The sequence below is a fragment of the Pseudomonas sp. NPDC077186 genome, from assembly GCF_044543505.1.
Taxonomy (GTDB): domain Bacteria; phylum Pseudomonadota; class Gammaproteobacteria; order Pseudomonadales; family Pseudomonadaceae; genus Aquipseudomonas.
This window is the reverse complement of the sequence record NZ_JBITWE010000002.1, coordinates 167,217-186,663: the sequence shown is the minus strand read 5'-3', so window position 1 is coordinate 186,663 and position 19,447 is coordinate 167,217. Positions and strand designations below refer to the sequence as shown.

The window sequence follows — 19,447 nt, the reverse complement described above, 5'->3', positions numbered from 1 at the left end:
CTGAGATGAACGCGCTGGCCCGTCTGCTGATGGCCCTGCTGCGCTGGGGCCTGGGGCTCTGTGCCGCGCTGCTGGTGCTGGCGGCGCTGTACGTCAGCCTGGGCCGCGAGCTGGTGCCGCTGGTCGCCGAGTACCGCCTGGAGGCGGAGAACCGCGCCGGCGCTGCGCTCGGCGTGCCGGTGCGCATCGGTGCGCTGGAGGGCCAGTGGCAGGGCTTCGCCCCCTTGCTGGTGGCGCGCGACGTGCAGGTCGGCGATGGCGAGCAGCGCCTGGTGCTGGACCGGGTGCGGGTGGTGCCGGACCTGCTGGCCAGCCTGCTGGCGCGGCGCGCGCGCATCGGCCACCTGCAACTGACCGGTTTGCAGCTGCACGTGCAGCAGCAGGACGACGGCAGCTGGCGCCTGCAGGGCCTGCCCGACGGGCCGCAGGGCGGGCGCGCCGACGTCGCCGAGTTGCTGCAACGGCTGCGCGTGGTGCAGCACCTGAGCCTGGTGGACAGCCAGCTGGTGCTGCAGGCCGCCGGCCAGGAGCCGCTGAAGCTCAGTTACCTCAACCTCAGCCTGCGTTACGGCGTCAACCGCCAGCGTCTCGACGCCCGCCTGCTGCTGCCCGACGGTCAGCCGCTGAGCCTGCAGCTGCGCACGCGCATGCAGCCGCAGCAGTGGCGGCAGACCCAGGCCGAGCTCTACCTGAGTTTGCCGCAGAGCGACTGGGCCGCCTGGCTGCCGCCGCGCCTGACCGGCGCCTGGCAGGTGCAGCGCCTGCAGGCCGGCGGCGAGCTGTGGCTGAGCAGCCACGGCGGCGAGTTGCAGCGCGGCGCGCTGCGCCTGCATGCGCCGCAGGTGCGCGGCGGCTACGCCGAGCGCGAGGCGGTGAGCCTGGAGGATCTGGCCTTCAACGCCTATTTCCAGCGCGGCGCCGCGGGGATCCAGGCGCAGCTCGATTCCCTGGCCTTCAACCAGGGCGAGCGGCGCACCGGCGAACTGCACCTGGCCCTGAGCCAGGAGGGCGCCGGCAGCGACGCCGAACGCTGGCAACTGCGCGCCGACCGCTTCGACCTGGCCGCCTGGGCGCCGCTGGTCCAGGCCCTGGCGCCGCTGCCGGAGGTCGCCGAGCAGACGCTGGCCGGGCTGGCCCCGGTGGGCGGCGTGGCCAACCTGCAGCTGGACTACCAGCCGCGCCGCGAGGGCGCCGCGCGCCTGCAGTTCGCCGCCAACCTGGAACGGGTCGGCATCGCCGCCTACCGCGGCGCGCCGGCGGCCGAGAACGTCAGCGGCAGCGTGTCGGGGAACCCGTTTCAGGGCGAGCTGCGCCTCAATAGCGAGAATTTCGCCCTGCACCTAGATCAGCTGTTCCCCGCACCCTGGCGCTACCGCCACGCCCAGGCGCGGCTGAGCTGGGCCTGGAACGACGACGGCCTGACCCTGGCCAGCCCCTATATGCGCCTGGACGGCGAGGAAGGGCAGATCGCCGGCGACATGCTGATCCGCCTGCGCCGCGACCCCGACGCCGAGGACTACATGGATCTGCGCGTCGGTCTGCGCGACGGCGATGCGGCCTACACCGAGAAGTACCTGCCGACCCGTTCGCCGGGCATGAGCGCCGAACTGAGTCGCTGGCTGCAGACGGCGATTCGCGCCGGCAAGGTGGAGGAGGGCTACTTCCAGTACCAGGGTTCGCTGAACAAGGGGGCGCCGCTTGGGGCGCGCAGCCTCAGCCTGTTCTTCCAGGTGGCGGACGCCGAGCTGGCCTTCCAGCCCGGCTGGCCGGCGCTGCGCGAAGGCCGCGGCCAGGTGCTGATCGAGGACGACGGCGTGCGCGTGCGCCTGCAGCAGGGGCGCCTGCTGGACAGCCGGGTGCGCGCGGTCAGCGCCGCTATCCCGCTGCTGCACAACGGCCAGCCGCCGCGCCTGCAGCTCGACGGCGAGGTGAGCAGCAGCCTGGGCGACGCCCTCAAGCTGCTGCAGGAGGCGCCGCTGGGCACCGCCGAGCTGTTCGCCGGCTGGCAGGGCGAGGGCCCGCTGGCCGGGCGCCTGCAGCTGGACATCCCGCTGGCCAAGGGTGCGCCGCCCGGCGTGGTGGTGGACTTCGCCACCGAAGGCGCGCGCCTCGAGCTGGTCAATCCCGCCCTGCAGCTGAGCCAGATCCAGGGGGCATTCCGTTTCAACAGCGCCAGCGGCCTGAGTGCGCCGGACGTGCGGGCCCAGGTGTTCGGCCGCCAGGTGCGTGGCAGCATCAGCGCCGAAGGCGCGCGGGGACGGACGCGCACCCTGTTCGATCTGCGCGGCCAGGCCGAGGTGGAGACCCTGCGGCAGTGGCTCGGCATCGAGCAGAGCCTGCCGCTGCGCGGCCTGCTGCCCTACCGCCTGCGCCTGACCCTGGACGGCGATGACAGCCAGCTGCGCGTCGACTCCAATCTCAAGGGCGTGGCCATCGACCTGCCCGCGCCCTTCGCCAAGGCGGCCGGCGAGGAGCGCTACGCCGACTGGCGCATGACCCTGGCCGGCCGCGAGCGACGCTACTGGCTCGACTACCAGAACCTGGCCAGCCTGGCCCTGGCCGCGCCGCCCGGCGAGCTGAGCCAGGGGCGCGGCGAGCTGATGCTCGGCGGCACCCCGGCGCGGCTGCCCAGCAGCCAGGGCCTGCGCCTGCGCGGCCGGCTCGACGAGCTGGACTGGGACGCCTGGCAGCAGGTGCGCCAACGCCATGCGGTGAGCGTGGACGCCGAGAGCCAACGCCTGTTCAAGGACGCCCAGCTGCGGATCGAGCGTTTCCGCGGCTTCGGCAACGAGCTCAACGATCTGCAAGTGGGCCTGGCGCGCCAGGGGCAGGCCTGGGCCCTGCAACTGGACAGCGAGCTGGCGGCCGGCCGCGTGCTGCTGGCCGATGCGGCGCAGACGCCGATTCGCGTGGAGCTCGACTACCTGCGCCTGCCGCCCGCCGATCCGGACAAGCCAGGCAAGCGAGACAAGCTAGAAGAGGCGCCGGACCCGCTGGCCGCGGTCGACCCGCGGCAGATTCCGGCGCTGGACATTCGCATCGATGAGGTGCGGCGTGGCGCCAAGATACTCGGCGCCTGGTCGCTGCAGGTGCGCCCGGAGGCGGACGGCGTGCGCTTCGACCAGCTCGACCTCGACCTGCAGGGCCTCAAGGTCGGCGGCAGCGCCGGCTGGCGCGGCGCGCCGGGGGCCACGCGCAGCTGGTACCAGGGCCGTCTGCAGGGCGAGGATCTGGCCAAGGTGCTGCTGGCCTGGGGCTATGCCCCCAGCGCCACCAGCGAGAGCTTCCGCCTGGATATCGACGGCAACTGGCCCGGCTCGCCGGCCTGGCTGTCGCTCAAGCGCTTCTCCGGCAGCCTGGAACCGGCGCTGCGCAACGGTCAGTTCGTCGAGGTGCAGGGCTCGGCGCAGGCGCTGCGGGTGTTCGGCCTGCTCAATTTCGACTCCATCGGCCGCCGCCTGCGCCTGGATTTCTCCGACCTGCTCGGCAAGGGCCTGAGCTACGACCGGGTCAAGGGGCGGCTGCAGGCCAACGACGGCCTGTTCGTCACCCGCGAGCCGATCGTGCTGAGCGGCCCGTCGAGCAACCTGGAGCTCAACGGCAACCTCGACATGCGCAACGAACGGATCGACGCCAAGCTGCTGGTGACCCTGCCGGTGACCAACAACCTGCCGCTGGCCGCGCTGATCGTCGGCGCCCCGGCCATCGGCGGCGCGCTGTTCGTCGTCGACAAGCTGCTCGGCGACCGCGTGGCGCGCTTCGCCAGCGTGCAGTACGACGTCAAGGGCCCGATGCAGAGTCCGCAGATCAGTTTTGACAAGCCTTTCGAGAAACCCAGGTAAGCTGCACATGATCTGCTGCGCGTCGGCCCTGCTGCGTTAAAAACAGGCTCGGAATGCTCATGTACAAAAGTACACTCCGCTTCCTCGCCTGTTTTCGCCTTGCAGGGCTCTAGCTCGCGAGATCATGAACAAGTTTTACAGGGCCCCTTGCGGCCGATATCGGGTATGCCATGACCTTTGCCGTGATCCAGATGGTCAGTCAGGACGACGTGCTGGCCAATTTGACCCAGGCCCGCCAACTGCTGGAGCAGGCGGCGGCCGGCGGCGCGCGCCTGGCGGTGCTGCCGGAGAACTTCGCCGCCATGGGCCGCCGCGACCTGGCCGCGCTCGGCCGTGCCGAGGCGCTGGGCCAGGGGCCGATCCTGCCCTGGTTGAGGCAGGCCGCGCGCGACCTCGAGTTGTGGATAGTCGCCGGCACCCTGCCGCTGCCGCCGGACGAGGCGCCCGAGGCCAAGCCGCATGCCTGTTCGCTGCTGATCGACGACGCCGGCCAGCGGGTGGCGCGTTACGACAAGCTGCACCTGTTCGACGTCGAAGTGGCCGACAACCGTGGCAGCTACCGCGAGTCGGACGACTTCGCCCATGGCCAGCGCATCGTGGTCGCCGATACCCCGGTCGGCCGCCTGGGCCTGAGCGTCTGCTACGATCTGCGCTTTCCCGAGCTGTACGGCGCGCTACGCCAGGCCGGCGCCGAGCTGATCAGCGCGCCCTCGGCCTTCACCGCGGTGACCGGCGCCGCGCACTGGCAGGTGCTGGTGCGCGCCCGCGCCATCGAGACCCAGTGCTATGTGCTGGCGGCGGGGCAGGGTGGCGAGCACCCCGGGCCGCGGCAGACCTTCGGTCATTCGGCCATCGTCGACCCCTGGGGCCGCGTGCTGGCCGAGCAGGATCAGGGCCAGGCGGTGCTGCTGGCCAGCCGCGACGGCGCCGAGCAGGCGGCGATCCGGCAACGCATGCCGGTGCAGGCGCACCGCAGAATTCTTTCATCGGACGCCGTGCGTCCGATCGCAGTGGAGTGACCATGAACCCGATGCTGATGTCCGTCAGCGAGCACCTGCTCGCCCCCGGCAACCTGACCCTCGACAGCCTGCCCGGCGTGCTCGGCGAACTCGCCGGCCCGGGGATCGACGCCGCCGACCTGTATTTCCAGAGCCAGGTCTCGGAAACCTGGGTGCTGGAGGACGGCATCGTCAAGGAGGGCAGCTTCAACCTCGACCAGGGCGTCGGCGTGCGCGCCCAGTCCGGTGAGAAGACCGGCTTCGCCTACAGCAACGCCATCACCCTGGATGCCCTGCGCCAGGCGGCGCGCGCCGCCCGCTCGATCTCCCGCGCCGGCCAGCAGGGCCGCGTGCAGGCCTTCGCCAGCCCGCAGGTCAGCGCCCTGTACGCGCCGGACAACCCGCTGGACGTGCTCGCTCGCGCCGAGAAGGTCGAGCTGCTGCAACGCATCGACCGCGCCACGCGCGCCCTCGACCCGCGCATCAAGCAGGTCACCGTGAGCCTGGCCGGGGTCTGGGACCGGGTGCTGGTGGCCGCCCACGACGGCAGCCTGAGCGCCGACGTGCGCCCGCTGGTGCGTTTCAACGTCAGCGTCATAGTCGAGCACAACGGCCGTCGCGAGCGCGGCGGTCACGGCGGCGGCGGGCGCAGCGACTACCGGTTCTTTTTGCAAAGAGGGGGCCTCGAAGAGGATCGCGCCATGGGCTATGCCCGCGAGGCGCTGCGCCAGGCCCTGGTCAACCTCGAGGCGATTCCCGCGCCGGCCGGCACTCTGCCGGTGGTGATGGGCGCCGGCTGGTCCGGCGTGCTGCTGCACGAGGCGGTCGGCCACGGCCTGGAGGGCGACTTCAACCGCAAGGGCAGCTCGGCCTACAGCGGTCGCATCGGCGAGCGGGTCGCCTCCAGCCTGTGCACCATAGTCGACGACGGCACCCTGGAAGGGCGCCGCGGTTCGCTCAGCGTCGACGACGAGGGCACGCCGACCCAGTGCACCACGCTGATCGAGAACGGCGTGCTCAAGGGCTACATGCAGGACAAGCTCAACGCCCGCTTGATGGGCGCGGCGCGCACCGGCAACGGCCGCCGCGAGTCCTACGCGCACCTGCCGATGCCGCGCATGACCAACACCTACATGCTGGCCGGGCAGAGCGATCCCGAGGAGATCATCCGTTCGGTGAAGAAGGGCATCTACTGCGCCAACCTCGGCGGCGGCCAGGTCGACATCACCAGCGGCAAGTTCGTCTTCTCCACCAGCGAGGCCTACCTGATAGAGGACGGCCGGATCACCGCCCCGGTCAAGGGCGCGACCCTGATCGGCAACGGTCCGGAGGCCATGAGCCGGGTGTCCATGGTCGGCAACGACCTGGCCCTGGACAGCGGCGTCGGTACCTGCGGCAAGGACGGCCAGTCGGTGCCGGTGGGCGTCGGCCAGCCGACCCTGAAGATCGACGCCATCACCGTCGGCGGGACGGGGGCGTAGGTTGGGTTGAGGAGCCTGCGACGAAGCCCAACAGGGAGCGCGCAGCGCTCCGCTCGGCGTTCAGCTGCCGGGCCGGGCCCGCTCGGCGCCCGACGTTCAGCTGTCGAACTGGCGCCCGTTCGGCTGTCGAGCTTTCCGCTCGGCGTGCATCTGTTGGGCTTCGCTGCGCTCAGCCCAACCTACAGGCGTTACGGATGGAGGTTATCAACGCAGGCCGCGCTGCATTTCGTCCAGTTCGCGGATGTACTTGAACACCTTGCGCGCGGCGGCGGGCGGTTTGTTGTGCGCCGCCTCGTGCTGGGCATGGCGGACCAGCCCGCGCAGGTGCTGGCGGTCGGCGTCCGGGTACTGGCCGATAAAGCCTTCCAGGGCCTCGTCGCCGCCGGCGATCAGGCGGTCGCGCCAACGCTCGAGAGCATGGAAGCGCTCGTTGTATTCGCGGGTGGAGCTGTCCACCTGGTCGAGCATGGCGAGGATCGCCTCGACATCCTGTTCGCGCATCAGCTTGCCGATGAACTGGATATGGCGTTTGCGCGCGGCGTTGGCGGTGTGTTTCGGCGCTTCGGCCAGGGCACGGCGCAGGGCGTCGCTCAGCGGCATCTTGGCCAGCAGGTCCGGCTTGAGCGTGGTCAGGCGCTCGCCGAGTTCCTGCAGGGCATGCAGCTCGCGTTTGACCTGGGATTTACTCTTCTCCAGGGAGAAGTCGTCGAAGGAATCAGACATGGGGCGGGTCCAGTGGGAAACGCCGCCATGATAGCAGTAGCGGCAAGCCTCAAGCCTCAAGCTTCAAGAGAAGAGCGGCTTTGGCTGCTTTCTTGTAGCTTGAGGCTTGCAGCTTGCAGCTTCTTTTGAGAATCGGAGTGGTTATGAGTGAAGTAGAGGTGATCGGCCCGCAGGCCCTGCCCCAGTTGCAGGCGCAGGTCGAAGAGATTCTCGCCGAGGCCAAGCGCCAGGGCGCCAGCGCCTGCGAGGTGGCGGTGTCCGCCGGCCAGGGACTGTCCACCACGGTGCGCCAGGGCGAGGTGGAAACCGTCGAGTTCAACCGCGACCAGGGTTTCGGCATCACTCTCTATGTGGGCCAGCGCAAGGGCTCGGCGAGCACCTCGGCCACCGGCAGCGCGGCGATCCGCGAGACGGTGGCGGCAGCCCTGGCGATTGCCAAGCACGCCAGCGAGGACGAATGTGCCGGCCTCGCCGATGCCGCGCTGATGGCCCGCGAGCTGCCCGAGCTGGATCTCTACCATCCCTGGTCGATCAGCCCCGAGCAGGCGGTGGAGCAGGCGCTGGTCTGCGAGGCGGCGGCCTTTGCCGCCGATGCGCGGATCAACAACGCCGACGGCACCAGCCTCAACACCCACCAGGGCTGCCGGGTCTACGGCAACAGTCACGGCTTCGTCGGCGGTTACGCCAGCACCCGGCACAGCCTGAGCTGCGTGATGATCGCCGGCGGCGAGGGGCAGATGCAGCGCGATTACTGGTACGACGTCAACCGCCAGGGCGAGCTGCTCGCCGATGCCGGCGAGATCGGTCGGCGCGCCGCGCAGCGCGCGGTCAGTCGCCTGGGCGCGCGTCCGGTGCCGACCTGCGAGGTGCCGGTGCTGTTTGCCGCCGAGCTGGCCGGCGGCCTGTTCGGCCACCTGCTGGCGGCGATTTCCGGCGGCAACCTGTACCGCCACTCCTCCTTTCTCGAAGGCGCGCTGGGCCAGCGCCTGTTCCCCGAATGGCTGAGTCTCGACGAGCGCCCGCACCTGCCGCGGGCGCTGGGCAGCGCGACCTTCGACGGCGACGGCCTGGCCACCTACGCCAAGTCCTTCGTCGACAAGGGCGAGCTGGTGTCCTATGTGCTCGGCACCTATTCCGGACGCAAGCTGGGCCTGCCCAGCACGGCCAACTCCGGCGGCGTGCACAACCTGTTCGTCACTCATGGCGAGGAGGACCAGCAGGCGCTGATTCGCCGCATGGGCCGCGGCCTGCTGGTCACCGAGCTGATGGGCCAGGGCCTGAACCTGGTCACCGGCGACTATTCGCGCGGCGCCGCCGGGTTCTGGGTGGAGAACGGCGAGATCCAGTTCCCGGTGCAGGAGGTGACCATCGCCGGCAACCTGCGCGACATGTTCCGCCAGATCGTCGCGGTCGGTCGCGACCTGGAACGGCGCGGCAATATCTGCACCGGCTCGGTGCTGATCGAGAAGATGACGGTAGCGGGGAGCTGAGCTTAGTTCCAGGCCGGTGCGCTTGGGGCTTGTATCCGTAGGTTGGTGCTGAGCGCAGCGAAGCCCAACGCGGAGCGCGCAGCGCTCCGCTCGGCGATCCGATCCGGTTTCCGCGCTCATGTTGGGCTTCGTCGCCGGCTCCTCAACCCAACCTACGGGCTGATCGAGAGGATGACCGTCGCCGGCAGTTGAGATGGGCCGAAACGACAAGGCCACCCGCGGGTGGCCTTGTGGTTTTTTGGGGGGGCGTTACTCGCCTTCCTCGAAGTAGTTCTCGATCAGGCCGACCAGCGCGTCCAGCGCCTCGTGATCCTGATCGCCCTCGGTGTGCAGGTGCACCGGGGTGCCCTTGCCGGCCGCCAGCATCATCACCGCCATGATGCTCTTGCCGTCCACCAGGCTGTCGCTGGAGCGGCCGATGCGCACCTGGCAGGGGTAGGCGCTGGCCACGCCGACGAACTTGGCGGCGGCGCGGGCGTGCAGGCCGAGCTTGTTGATGATGGTGATTTCACGGGCTGGCATCGCGGCGGGGTTCCTTAGCTGAGGTCGCGGTGACGCACCTGGACGTTCTTCAGCGGTTTTTTCAGCGCCTGGCTCAGGCGGTTGGCCAGGTAGACCGAGCGATGATGACCGCCGGTGCAGCCGATGGCGATGGTGACATAGGCGCGGTTGCTGGCGGCGAAGCGCGGCAGCCATTTCTCCAGGTAGGCGAGGATGTCCTGGTACATTTCCTCGACCTCCGGTTGCGCCGCCAGGTAGTCGACCACCGGCTGCTGCAGCCCGGAGAAGTCGCGCAGTTCCGGCTTCCAGTAGGGGTTGGGCAGGCAGCGCGCGTCGAACACCAGGTCGGCGTCCACCGGCATGCCGCGCTTGAAACCGAAGGATTCGATCAGGAAGGCGGTGCCCGGCTCAGGCTGGCCCAGCAGGCGCAGCTTGAGGCTGTCGCGCAGCTGGTAGAGGTTGAGGTGGGTGGTGTCGATCTTCAGGTCGGCCAGGTCGACGATGGGCGCCAGCACCTGGCTCTCGTCGGCGATGGCCTCGGCCAGCGAGCGGTTCTCGTCGGTCAGCGGGTGGCGCCGGCGGGTTTCCGAGAAGCGCTTGAGCAGAGTTTCGTCGTCGGCGTCGAGGTAGAGGATGTCGCAGCGGATATTGCGCTGGCGCACCTGTTCGAGCAGATCCGGGAAGCGCTTGAGGTGGCTCTGCAGGTTGCGCGCGTCGATCGACACCGCCACCTGCGGCAGCAACATCTCGCTGTTGAGCAGGGCGCGCTCGGCCAGGTCCGGCAGCAGGCCGGCGGGCAGGTTGTCGATGCAGTAGAAGCCGTTGTCCTCAAGTACATCGAGGGCGGTGCTCTTGCCCGAGCCGGAGCGACCGCTGACGATGATCAGGCGCATGCTTATTGACCGTTCTGGATGTCCACGACCACCTGGTACAGATCCGCGCTGGCCGGGGCCTGGCGCAGACGTTCGCGCACGTCCTGGCGGTCGAGCATGCTGGCGATCTGGCGCAGCAGTTCGAGGTGGGCGTCGGTGGCCGCTTCCGGCACCAGCAGGACGAACAGCAGGTCGACCGGGGCGCCGTCGATGGCGTCGAAGTCCACCGCGGTGTCCAGGCGCAGCACCGCGCTGATCGGCGCGCTGCAGCCGGCCAGGCGGCAGTGGGGAATGGCGATGCCGTTGCCGAAGCCGGTGGAGCCGAGCTTCTCGCGGGCGATCAGGCTTTCGAAGATGTCCTGGGCATCCAGGTCGGGCAGGTCGCGTGCCACCAGGTTGGCGATCTGTTCGAGCACGCGTTTCTTACTGCCGCCCGGCACGTTCACCAGGGAACGGCCGGGGGTCAGGATGTTTTCAAGTCGGATCATGGATGGGGAATGTCAGCGGGCCGTGGCGCCTTGCAGGCGTTCGAGCTGCTTTTCCTTGTGCTTGATGAGTTGACGGTCGAGTTTGTCGGCCAACAGGTCGATGGCGGCGTACATGTCTTGGTGTTCGGCGTTGGCGACGACCTCGCCGCCGGCGACGTGCAGGGTAGCTTCGATCTTCTGCTTGAGCTTCTCGACCTCCATGGTCACCTGAACGTTGGTGATCTTGTCGAAGTGGCGTTCCAATCGGCCGAGTTTCTCGCCGATATAGTCACGCAGGGCGTCGGTCACATCCAGCTGGTGTCCACTGATGTTGACTTGCATACCGCTTTCTCCTTGTTGCCTTGTGTAAGAGGCGGGTCCTATGCGACCCGCCGCCGGAACACTTTGGCTTGGAAGCGAGAGGCTTCCAATCGATCTGGCCTACATCAGTCGCTTGCGCTCGCTGGAGGGCGCTATGCCGAGGGATTCGCGGTACTTGGCGACTGTCCGACGGGCGACTTGGATGCCTTGTGCCTCCAGTAAACCAGCGATCTTGCTGTCGCTCAACGGCTTTTTCGCGTTTTCTGCGGCAACCAGTTTTTTGATGATGGCGCGGATCGCGGTGGACGAGCATTCGCCACCCTCGGCGGTGCTGACGTGGCTGGAGAAGAAGTATTTCAGCTCGTAAATGCCGCGCGGGGTGTGCATGAATTTCTGCGTGGTGACCCGCGAGATGGTCGACTCGTGCATGCCCACCGCCTCGGCGATATCGTGCAGCACCAGCGGCTTCATCGCCTCGTCGCCGTAGTCGAGGAAGCCGCGCTGGTGCTCGACGATCTGCGTGGCGACCTTCATCAGCGTCTCGTTGCGGCTCTGCAGGCTCTTGATAAACCAGCGCGCTTCCTGCAGCTGGTTGCGCATGAAGGTGTTGTCGGCGCTGGAGTCGGCGCGTTTGACGAAGCCGGCGTACTGCGGGTTGACCCGCAGGCGCGGCATGGCCTCCTGGTTCAGCTCCACCAGCCAGCGGTCGTTGTGCTTGCGCACGATGACGTCGGGCACCACGTACTCCGGCTCGCTGGACTCGATCTGCGAACCCGGGCGCGGGTTGAGGCGCTGGATCAGGTCGATGACCTGCTTGAGCTCGTCTTCCTTGAGCTTGCTGCGGCGCATCAGCTGGGCGTAATCGCGGCTGCCGAGCAGTTCCAGGTAGTCGCCGACCACGCGCTGGGTCTCGCTCAGCCAGGGCGTGCCGGCGGGCAGCTGGCGCAGTTGCAGCAGCAGGCATTCGCGCAGGTCGCGGGCGCCGATGCCGGCCGGCTCGAACTGCTGGATGCGGTGCAGCACCACTTCCACCTCGTCCAGCTCGACGTCCAGTTCGGGGTCGAAGGATTCGGCGACTTCCTCGAGGCTTTCTTCCAGGTAGCCGTCGTTGTTGATGCAGTCGATCAAGGTGGCGGCGATCAGCCGATCCTTGTCCGACATCGGCGCCAGGTTGAGTTGCCAGAGCAGGTGGCTGTGCAGGCTCTCGCCGCTGGAGGTGCGGGTGGTGAAGTCCCACTCGTCGTCGTCGTTGCTCGGCAGGCTGCTGGCGCTGGTCTGGTAGACGTCTTCCCAGGCGGTATCGACCGGCAGTTCGTTGGGGATGCGTTCGTTCCACTCGCCGTCTTCCAGGTTGTCCACCGTGGGGGTGGTTTCCTGGTAGCTGTCTTCCTTGCTCGGGGTGGGCGCGGCGCTTTCCGCGCCGTCGGCCATGGGGTCGCTGTTGTCGAAGTCGTCGCCGTCTTCCTGGCGCTCGAGCATGGGGTTGGACTCCAGTGCCTCCTGGATTTCCTGTTGCAGGTCCAGGGTCGACAGTTGGAGGAGGCGGATAGCCTGTTGCAGCTGCGGGGTCATCGTCAGCTGCTGGCCCATCTTGAGGACTAGCGATGGTTTCATTGCAGACCTTAATTCACCGGCGGGTTACGCCTTCCACTACAGGGCGCCGGGGCGCCACCAGGAAGCAAATTATATGCCTGAGTTTAGGGGGTTTGCCTAGGTCTTGTAATCTTTCTGTAGTGGGAGTAATCGGTGCCTACAAGCGGAACTCATGGCCCAGGTACACCTCTTTCACCGTCTGGTTGGCGAGGATGGTCTCGGCGTCGCCCTCGGCGATCAGCTGGCCGTCGTTGACGATGTAGGCGGTTTCGCAGATGTCCAAGGTCTCGCGCACGTTGTGATCGGTGATCAGGATGCCGATGCCCTTGGTCTTGAGGTGGTGGATGATCTGCTTGATGTCGCCCACCGAGATCGGGTCGACGCCGGCGAAGGGCTCGTCGAGCAGGATGAACTTGGGGTTGGTGGCCAGGGCGCGGGCGATTTCCACGCGGCGCCGCTCGCCGCCGGACAGGCTCATGCCGAGGCTGCCTGAGATGTGGTGGATGTGGAATTCCTGCAGCAGGTTTTCCAGCTCCGCCTGGCGGCCGGCGCGGTCCAGGTCCTTGCGCGTCTCGAGGATGGCCATGATGTTGTCGGCCACCGACAGCTTGCGGAAGATCGAGGCTTCCTGCGGCAGGTAGCCGATCCCGGCGCGGGCGCGGCCGTGCATGGGCTGGTGGCTGACGTCGAGGTCGTCGATGCGCACGCGGCCCTGATCGGCGCGCACCAGGCCGACGATCATGTAGAAGCAGGTGGTCTTGCCGGCGCCGTTGGGGCCGAGCAGGCCGACGATCTGTCCGCTCTCGATGCTCAGGCTGACGTCGCGGACGACCTGGCGGCCCTTGTAGCTCTTGGCCAGGTGTTGGGCTTTGAGAATGGCCATTACTGCTGTGCCTGCTGGTCCGCGGGTTTGTTCTTCGGCTGGATGATCATGTCGATGCGCGGGCGCGGCGTGCTGACGTTGGTGCCCGTGGCGCGGCCGGCGTTGACGATCTGGCGCTGGGTGTCGTAGACGATCTTCTCGCCTTCGAAGGTGTTGCCTTCCTGGATCACCTTGGCCTGGTCGATCAGCACGATACGCTCGTTGCTGGAGAAATACTGGATGGTGCGGCCGTAGGCCTTGACGATTTCCTTGTCCACCGCCGGCTTCTGCTCGTAGTAGGCGAGGTTGCCCACCGAGGTGAACACGTCGATGTCGCCGCTGGCGGTCTGGGTGATGGTCACGGTGTCGCCGGTGATCTTCAGGGTGCCCTGGGTGATGATCACGTCGCCGCGATACACCGCCACGCCCTGCTTGTCGTCCAGTTCGGCGCTGTCGGCCTGGATGCGGATCGGCTGCTCGCGGTCGGACGGCAGGGCCCAGGCGGCCGCGCTTCCCAATGCGGCGCCGAGGCTGAGAATCAGGGGGAGGGTGTTAACGAACCTCATGCTGGCCTCTTACGTTGGACAGCAGGAGCATCCTGCCGTCGTTCAAGTACGCTTTCATTCCTTGTGCCGTGGTCACCCCGTTGGCCGCGACGATTCTAACGGCTTGCTGGGTCTGCGCATATTCCTTGTCGGGAATCACGGTCATGCGGCTGCTGGTGATGATGGTCGGGCGGCCCTTGGCGTCGGTGCGGGCGATGCGCACCTTGTCGATCAGTTCCACCTCGACGCCGCCGGGGGAGACCTCGGCGCGCTGGCTAGTGACCTTCCATGGCAGCTCGTTGCCGCGGTACAGGTCCAGCTTGGGGGTGTCGACCAGGGTGATGTCGGTGCTCTTGATATGTTCGAGCTTGTCGGCGGTCATGCGGTAGTGCAGCTTGCCGTCGTCCTGGAATTGCACGGTGCGCGCGCCGAGCACATAGAAGTCGACGGCGTTGTCGCTGCCTGCCGACTGGGCCTGACGGTCGCCATTGGGGGCGATGTTCCAGTAGCCGAGCGCCGCGACCAGGGCGGCGATCAGGGCGAAGATCAGGTAGTTGAGGGCTTTACGCTGCATGCTGTGCTCTACAGGTAGGCGGCCTGGGCCGCATCCAGCGTGCCCTGGGCACGCATGATCAGTTCGCAGAATTCCCGCGCCGCGCCGTCGCCGCCGCGCGCCTGGGTCACGCCATGGGCATGCTGGCGGACGAAGGCATCGGCGCTGGCCACGGCCATGCCCAATCCGACCCGGCGAATCACCGGAAGATCCGGCAGGTCGTCGCCCAGGTAGGCGACCTGCTCGTAGCTTAGGCCCAGTTCGGCGAGCAGGCCGTCGAGCACCACGAGTTTGTCCTCGCGGCCCTGGAACAGGTGCTGGATGCCCAGGTTGCCCGCGCGGCGCTCGACCACCGGGGTCTTGCGTCCGCTGATGATCGCGGTGCGCACGCCGGAGGCGATCAGCAGCTTGATGCCGTGGCCGTCCAGCGTGTTGAAGGTCTTGAACTCGCTGCCGTCTTCGAGGAAGTACAGGCGGCCGTCGGTGAGCACGCCGTCGACGTCGAAGATCGCCAGCTTGATCGCGCGGGCGCGGCGCAACAGGTCGTTCATCACATCACCCCCGCGCGCAGCAGGTCGTGCATGTTCAGCGCGCCGACCGGTCGGTCCCGCTCGTCGACCACCACCAGGGCGTTGATCTTGTGGTCTTCCATGATCTTCAGCGCCTCGGCGGCGAGCATCTCGGCGCGGGCGGTCTTGCCGTGCGGGGTCATCACCTCGTCGATCAGCGCCTGGCGCACGTCGATGCCCTTGTCCAGGGTGCGGCGCAGGTCGCCGTCGGTGAAGATGCCGGCCAGGCGGCCGTCGTCTTCCACCACCACGGTCATGCCCAGGCCCTTCTGGGTCATTTCCAGCAGGGCGTCGCGCAGGCTGGTGCCGCGGTTCACCCGCGGCAGGGCTTCGCCTGCGTGCATGACGTTGTCCACCTTGAGCAGCAGGCGCCGGCCGAGGGCGCCGCCGGGGTGGGAGAAGGCGAAATCTTCGGCGGTGAAGCCGCGCGCTTCCAGCAGGGCGATGGCCAGGGCGTCGCCGAGCACCAGGCTGGCGGTGGTGGAGGAAGTCGGCGCCAGGTTCAGCGGGCAGGCCTCCTGGCTGACGCGGGCGTCGAGATTGACTTCGGCGGCCTTGGCCAGCGGCGACTCCGGGTTGCCGGTCATGCTGATCAGGCGAATGCCGAGGCGCTTGATCAAGGGCAGCAGGGTGACGATCTCGGCGGTGGAGCCGGAGTTGGACAGGGCCAGGACGATGTCGTCCTTGGTGATCATGCCCATGTCGCCGTGGCTGGCCTCGGCCGGGTGGACGAAGAACGCCGTGGTGCCGGTGCTGGCCAGGGTGGCGGCGATCTTGTTGCCGACATGTCCGGACTTGCCCATGCCGACCACCACCACGCGGCCCTGGCAGGCCAGGATCAGCTCGCAGGCCTTGACGAAATTGGCGTCGATGCGGGGCAGCAGCTCTTGCACCGCCTCGATTTCGAGGCGGATGGTGCGCTGCGCGGAATCTATCAGGTCGCGGGTCTGGTTCATGCTCGGCGAGGCTGTCGGACGAAAAAGACGGGGATTATAGCGGGAAAGGGCGCCGCGCTCACCTGTCCTGATCGGCTGGCGAACGCCAATGCTGTCGCAAGTCTGAACGCCGGACGGCGCCGCTCTTGGGCGGTATCGGCGGCAAATGCTATAGTCCGCGGCCATTTCGGCTCGTCTTGCAGGCGCGTGTCCCCGCTTCGGGACCCGGCGTCTGCCAGGAAGGCTTGATTTTCAAGGAGTTCAGATGAGCGCCGAGCACGATTACGCGATCGAGTTGCAGGGCGTCAGCTTCAGTCGCGGTTCGCGGGCCATTTTCGACAAGGTGGATATCCGCATTCCGCGCGGCAAGGTCACCGGCATCATGGGGCCGTCCGGTTGCGGCAAGACCACCCTGCTGCGCCTGATCGCCGCCGAGCTGCGGCCGTCCGCCGGCGATGTGCGGGTGGCTGGCGTCAGCCTGCCGAAGCTGTCGCGCGACGAGCTGTTCGACATGCGCAAGCAGATGGGCGTGCTGTTCCAGAGCGGCGCCCTGTTCACCGACCTCGACGTGTTCGAGAACGTGGCCTTTCCGCTGCGCGTGCATACCCAGCTGCCGGACGAGATGATCCGCGACATCGTGCTGATGAAGCTGCAGGCGGTCGGCCTGCGCGGCGCCATCGAGCTGATGCCGGACGAGCTGTCCGGCGGCATGAAGCGGCGCGTGGCGCTGGCGCGGGCGATTGCCCTGGACCCGCAGATCTTGCTGTACGACGAGCCGTTCGTCGGCCAGGACCCCATCGCCATGGGCGTGCTGGTGCGCCTGATCCGTCTGCTCAACGACGCCCTGGGCATCACCAGCGTGGTTGTGTCGCACGACCTGGCGGAAACCGCGAGCATCGCCGACTACATCTATGTGGTCGGCGATGCCCAGGTCCTCGGCCAGGGCACGCCGGCCGAGCTGATGGAGTCGGATAATCCACGTATTCGCCAGTTCATGAAGGGCATTCCGGATGGCCCGGTGCCGTTCCATTTCCCGGCGCCGGATTATCGCGACGATCTGTTGGGGAAAAACTGATGCGTAGAATTGCTCCGCTCGAACGGCTGCGTCTGTTCGGTCGTGCGGGTATCGATGTGCTGGCGACCCTGGGGCGCTCGGTGCTGTTTCTGCTGCACGCGCTGCTCGGCCGCAACGGCGCCGGCAAGCCGTTTCAGCTGTTGCTCAAGCAGCTGTTCGCCGTCGGCGTGATGTCGCTGGCGATCATCGTCGTCTCCGGCGTGTTCATCGGCATGGTGCTGGCCCTGCAGGGCTATAACATCCTGGTCAGCTACGGCTCCGAGCAAGCGGTGGGGCAGATGGTCGCCCTGACCCTGCTGCGCGAGCTCGGTCCGGTGGTCACCGCGCTGCTGTTCGCCGGGCGGGCCGGTTCGGCGCTGACCGCCGAGATCGGCAACATGAAGTCCACCGAGCAGCTGTCGAGCCTGGAGATGATCGGCGTCGATCCGCTCAAGTACATCATCGCGCCGCGCCTGTGGGCCGGCTTCATCTCCATGCCGCTGCTGGCGATGATCTTCAGCGTGGTCGGCATCTGGGGCGGGGCGATGGTCGCCATCGACTGGCTGGGGGTGTACGAAGGCTCGTTCTGGGCCAACATGCAGAACAGCGTTTCCTTTTACGACGACGTGCTCAACGGCGTGATCAAGAGCGTCGTCTTCGCCTTCGTGGTCACCTGGATCGCGGTGTTCCAGGGCTACGACTGCGAGCCCACGTCCGAAGGCATCAGCCGCGCCACCACGCGCACCGTGGTGTATGCCTCGCTGGCCGTGCTCGGCCTGGATTTCATTCTGACCGCTTTGATGTTTGGAGATTTCTGATGCAAAACCGCACGCTGGAGATTGGTGTCGGCCTGTTCCTCATGGCCGGTCTGCTGGCCCTGCTGCTGCTGGCCCTGCGCGTCAGCGGCCTAAGCGTCGGCAGCGCGACCGATACCTACAAGGTCTACGCCTATTTCGACAACATCGCCGGGCTCACCGTGCGCGCCAAGGTGACCATGGCCGGGGTGACCATCGGCAAGGTCACCGCCATCGACCTGGATCGCGACAGCTACATGGGCCGCGTGACCCTGGAGCTGGAAGGGCGGGTGGACAACCTGCCGGAAGACTCCACCGCGTCGATCCTCACCGCCGGCCTGCTCGGCGAGAAATACATCGGCATCAGCGTCGGCGGCGAGGAGGCGGTGCTGAAAGACGGCGGCACCATCCACGACACTCAGTCGGCGCTGGTGCTGGAAGACCTGATTGGCAAATTCCTGCTCAATTCGGTCAATAAAGACGAAGCCAATTGATGAGGGGCCGATCCATGCTCAAGACCTTGCGTAATTCCCTGCTCGCGCTGCTCGCCGCCATGCCGCTGCTGGCACTGGCCGCGCCCAGTGCCCACGAGGTGGTGCAGCAGACCACCGAGACCCTGCTGGCCGATCTCAAGGCCAACAAGGAGCAGTACCGCAGCGACCCGGCGGCCTTCTACCAGGCGCTCAACGACATCCTCGGTCCGGTGGTGGACGTCGATGGCATCTCCCGTGGGGTGATGACCGTGCGCTACTCGCGCCAGGCCTCGGCCGAGCAGATGGCGCGTTTCCAGGAGAACTTCAAGCGCAGCCTGATGCAGTTCTATGGCAACGCCCTGCTCGAATACAACAACCAGGACATCCGCGTGCTGCCGGTCGCCGGCCAGCAGGACCCGCAGCGCGCCGCGGTGAACATGGAGATCAAGGACGGCAAGGGCGTGGTCTATCCGCTGTCCTACACCATGGTGGCGCAGGACGGCACCTGGAAGCTGCGCAACGTGATCATCAACGGCATCAACGTCGGCAAACTGTTCCGCGACCAGTTCGCCCAGTCCATGCAGAACAACCGCAACGACCTGGACAAGGTCATCGACAGCTGGGCCGACACGGTGGCCAAGGCGCGCGAAGCCAAGGGTGAGTCGTGAGTCGGGCGAGCATCGCTGAGCGCGCACCGGGCCAGTTGCAGCTGGTAGGCGTGCTCGACTATGCCACCGGTCCGGCCCTGCGTGAGCAGGGTGCGCGGCTGATCGCCGCCAGCGGCGCGGCGCAGCTGCTGGTCGATTGCGCCACGGTGGAGAAATCCAGCAGCGTCGGCCTGGCCCTGCTGCTGGCCTTCCTGCGCGACGCCCGGGCAGCGGGCAAGACCCTGGCCATCGGCGGCCTGCCCGCGGACATGCGCGAGATCGCCCAGGTCTGCGGCCTGCTGGAGCTGTTGCCGCTGCAGGACGCCGCCGGCTGACGGCGCAGCGAACGACGCCAGCGCCGAATGGCGCACAAACCCTCCGTCAGCGCTGCCTCATGCGGGGTTCGCAGGCGGGGGGCTTTTTTGTATGATGGCCGACCCGCGGGCGCAGGTAGCCCGATATGCGTCAATCGAGGTCGAGCATGCAGGCTGCAGAAGTGAAAAGCCTCCTAGAGGAAAAACTCCCGAATACCCAGGTGGAAGTCGAAGGCGAAGGCTGCAACTTCCAGCTCAACCTGATCAGCGACGAACTGGCCGCTCTCAGCCCGGTCAAACGCCAGCAGCAGATCTATGCCCACCTCAATGCCTGGATCGCCGATGGCAGCATCCACGCCGTGACCATGAAATTCTTCAGCCAGGCCGATTGGGCCGCGCGTTCCTGAGCCTGC

21 protein-coding genes are annotated in these 19,447 nt (G+C 67.4%); 10 read left to right on the top strand and 11 right to left on the bottom strand.

Features of this window, described 5'->3' with window-relative positions; genetic code table 11:
* Positions 1-5 precede the first annotated feature (5 nt).
* From ACIGKL_RS09500 to tldD, 3 genes are all read left to right on the top strand, one after another.
* Positions 6-3,842, top strand: a complete 3,837-nt coding sequence (locus ACIGKL_RS09500; protein WP_397486410.1) for a YhdP family protein — start codon at positions 6-8, stop codon at positions 3,840-3,842.
* A gap of 170 nt (positions 3,843-4,012) precedes the next feature.
* On the top strand, positions 4,013-4,861 hold the full coding sequence (locus tag ACIGKL_RS09495) for a carbon-nitrogen hydrolase family protein (RefSeq protein WP_397486409.1): 849 nt from the start codon (positions 4,013-4,015) through the stop codon (positions 4,859-4,861).
* Positions 4,862-4,863: 2 nt separating this feature from the next.
* Positions 4,864-6,321 (top strand): metalloprotease TldD, encoded by a 1,458-nt coding sequence (tldD, locus tag ACIGKL_RS09490; RefSeq protein WP_397486408.1) that lies wholly within the window; start codon positions 4,864-4,866, stop codon positions 6,319-6,321.
* A 204-nt stretch (positions 6,322-6,525) separates the two neighbouring features.
* Here the strand turns inward: tldD and yjgA are convergent, their stop codons facing one another.
* Positions 6,526-7,044 (bottom strand): ribosome biogenesis factor YjgA, encoded by a 519-nt coding sequence (gene yjgA, locus ACIGKL_RS09485; RefSeq protein WP_397486407.1) that lies wholly within the window; start codon positions 7,042-7,044, stop codon positions 6,526-6,528.
* 143 nt (positions 7,045-7,187) lie between these two features.
* On the opposite strand from yjgA, the gene pmbA reads away from it, so the two are divergent.
* Positions 7,188-8,534, top strand: a complete 1,347-nt coding sequence (gene pmbA / locus ACIGKL_RS09480) for a metalloprotease PmbA (RefSeq protein ID WP_397486406.1) — start codon at positions 7,188-7,190, stop codon at positions 8,532-8,534.
* Positions 8,535-8,783: 249 nt separating this feature from the next.
* Here pmbA and ACIGKL_RS09475 read toward each other — a convergent pair whose 3' ends face one another.
* The 10 genes from ACIGKL_RS09475 to ACIGKL_RS09430 form a co-directional block, all read right to left on the bottom strand.
* The gene (locus tag ACIGKL_RS09475) at positions 8,784-9,056 is read right to left on the bottom strand and encodes an HPr family phosphocarrier protein (protein WP_397486405.1); all 273 of its coding nucleotides are present in this window, start codon (positions 9,054-9,056) and stop codon (positions 8,784-8,786) included.
* 14 nt (positions 9,057-9,070) lie between these two features.
* The gene (gene rapZ, locus ACIGKL_RS09470; protein ID WP_397486404.1) at positions 9,071-9,928 is read right to left on the bottom strand and encodes an RNase adapter RapZ; all 858 of its coding nucleotides are present in this window, start codon (positions 9,926-9,928) and stop codon (positions 9,071-9,073) included.
* 2 nt (positions 9,929-9,930) lie between these two features.
* A complete protein-coding gene (ptsN, locus tag ACIGKL_RS09465; RefSeq protein ID WP_021445580.1) occupies positions 9,931-10,395 on the bottom strand; it encodes a PTS IIA-like nitrogen regulatory protein PtsN in 465 nt (154 codons plus the stop codon).
* Between the two features lie 12 nt (positions 10,396-10,407).
* Positions 10,408-10,716, bottom strand: coding sequence for a ribosome hibernation-promoting factor, HPF/YfiA family (gene hpf, locus ACIGKL_RS09460; protein WP_003242873.1), 309 nt, complete (start codon positions 10,714-10,716; stop codon positions 10,408-10,410).
* 99 nt (positions 10,717-10,815) lie between these two features.
* Positions 10,816-12,309 carry an RNA polymerase factor sigma-54 gene (locus ACIGKL_RS09455; RefSeq protein ID WP_397486403.1) on the bottom strand — a complete coding sequence of 498 codons (1,494 nt, stop codon included), beginning with the start codon at positions 12,307-12,309 and terminating at the stop codon, positions 10,816-10,818.
* A 136-nt stretch (positions 12,310-12,445) separates the two neighbouring features.
* The gene (gene lptB / locus ACIGKL_RS09450) at positions 12,446-13,171 is read right to left on the bottom strand and encodes an LPS export ABC transporter ATP-binding protein (protein ID WP_397486402.1); all 726 of its coding nucleotides are present in this window, start codon (positions 13,169-13,171) and stop codon (positions 12,446-12,448) included.
* Positions 13,171-13,716 carry a lipopolysaccharide transport periplasmic protein LptA gene (lptA, locus tag ACIGKL_RS09445; protein WP_397486401.1) on the bottom strand — a complete coding sequence of 182 codons (546 nt, stop codon included), beginning with the start codon at positions 13,714-13,716 and terminating at the stop codon, positions 13,171-13,173. The genes lptB and lptA overlap by 1 nt, the downstream gene beginning before the upstream one ends.
* Complete coding sequence (lptC, locus tag ACIGKL_RS09440; protein ID WP_397486400.1) at positions 13,703-14,269, bottom strand: LPS export ABC transporter periplasmic protein LptC; 567 nt, start codon at positions 14,267-14,269, stop codon at positions 13,703-13,705. The genes lptA and lptC overlap by 14 nt, the downstream gene beginning before the upstream one ends.
* Before the next feature lie 8 nt (positions 14,270-14,277).
* The gene (locus ACIGKL_RS09435; RefSeq protein ID WP_397486399.1) at positions 14,278-14,799 is read right to left on the bottom strand and encodes a KdsC family phosphatase; all 522 of its coding nucleotides are present in this window, start codon (positions 14,797-14,799) and stop codon (positions 14,278-14,280) included.
* Positions 14,799-15,773 (bottom strand): KpsF/GutQ family sugar-phosphate isomerase, encoded by a 975-nt coding sequence (locus tag ACIGKL_RS09430; protein ID WP_397486398.1) that lies wholly within the window; start codon positions 15,771-15,773, stop codon positions 14,799-14,801. Before ACIGKL_RS09430 ends, ACIGKL_RS09435 begins: the two co-directional genes overlap by 1 nt.
* A 244-nt stretch (positions 15,774-16,017) precedes the next feature.
* On the opposite strand from ACIGKL_RS09430, the gene ACIGKL_RS09425 reads away from it, so the two are divergent.
* The 6 genes from ACIGKL_RS09425 (at position 16,018) to ACIGKL_RS09400 (ending at position 19,441) form a co-directional block, all read left to right on the top strand.
* A complete protein-coding gene (locus ACIGKL_RS09425) occupies positions 16,018-16,827 on the top strand; it encodes an ATP-binding cassette domain-containing protein (RefSeq protein ID WP_397486397.1) in 810 nt (269 codons plus the stop codon).
* Entirely contained in the window at positions 16,827-17,624 is a 798-nt protein-coding gene (gene mlaE / locus ACIGKL_RS09420; RefSeq protein ID WP_397486396.1) for a lipid asymmetry maintenance ABC transporter permease subunit MlaE, read from the top strand. The genes ACIGKL_RS09425 and mlaE overlap by 1 nt, the downstream gene beginning before the upstream one ends.
* A complete protein-coding gene (mlaD, locus tag ACIGKL_RS09415; protein ID WP_397486395.1) occupies positions 17,624-18,094 on the top strand; it encodes an outer membrane lipid asymmetry maintenance protein MlaD in 471 nt (156 codons plus the stop codon). Before mlaE ends, mlaD begins: the two co-directional genes overlap by 1 nt.
* Before the next feature lie 14 nt (positions 18,095-18,108).
* Positions 18,109-18,741, top strand: a complete 633-nt coding sequence (locus tag ACIGKL_RS09410) for a phospholipid-binding protein MlaC (RefSeq protein ID WP_397486394.1) — start codon at positions 18,109-18,111, stop codon at positions 18,739-18,741.
* Entirely contained in the window at positions 18,738-19,055 is a 318-nt protein-coding gene (locus tag ACIGKL_RS09405) for a lipid asymmetry maintenance protein MlaB (protein WP_397486393.1), read from the top strand. Before ACIGKL_RS09410 ends, ACIGKL_RS09405 begins: the two co-directional genes overlap by 4 nt.
* Before the next feature lie 146 nt (positions 19,056-19,201).
* Positions 19,202-19,441: a BolA family protein gene (locus ACIGKL_RS09400; RefSeq protein ID WP_003459267.1), complete on the top strand. Its 240-nt coding sequence runs from the start codon at positions 19,202-19,204 to the stop codon at positions 19,439-19,441.
* The last annotated feature ends 6 nt before the right edge of the window (positions 19,442-19,447 follow it).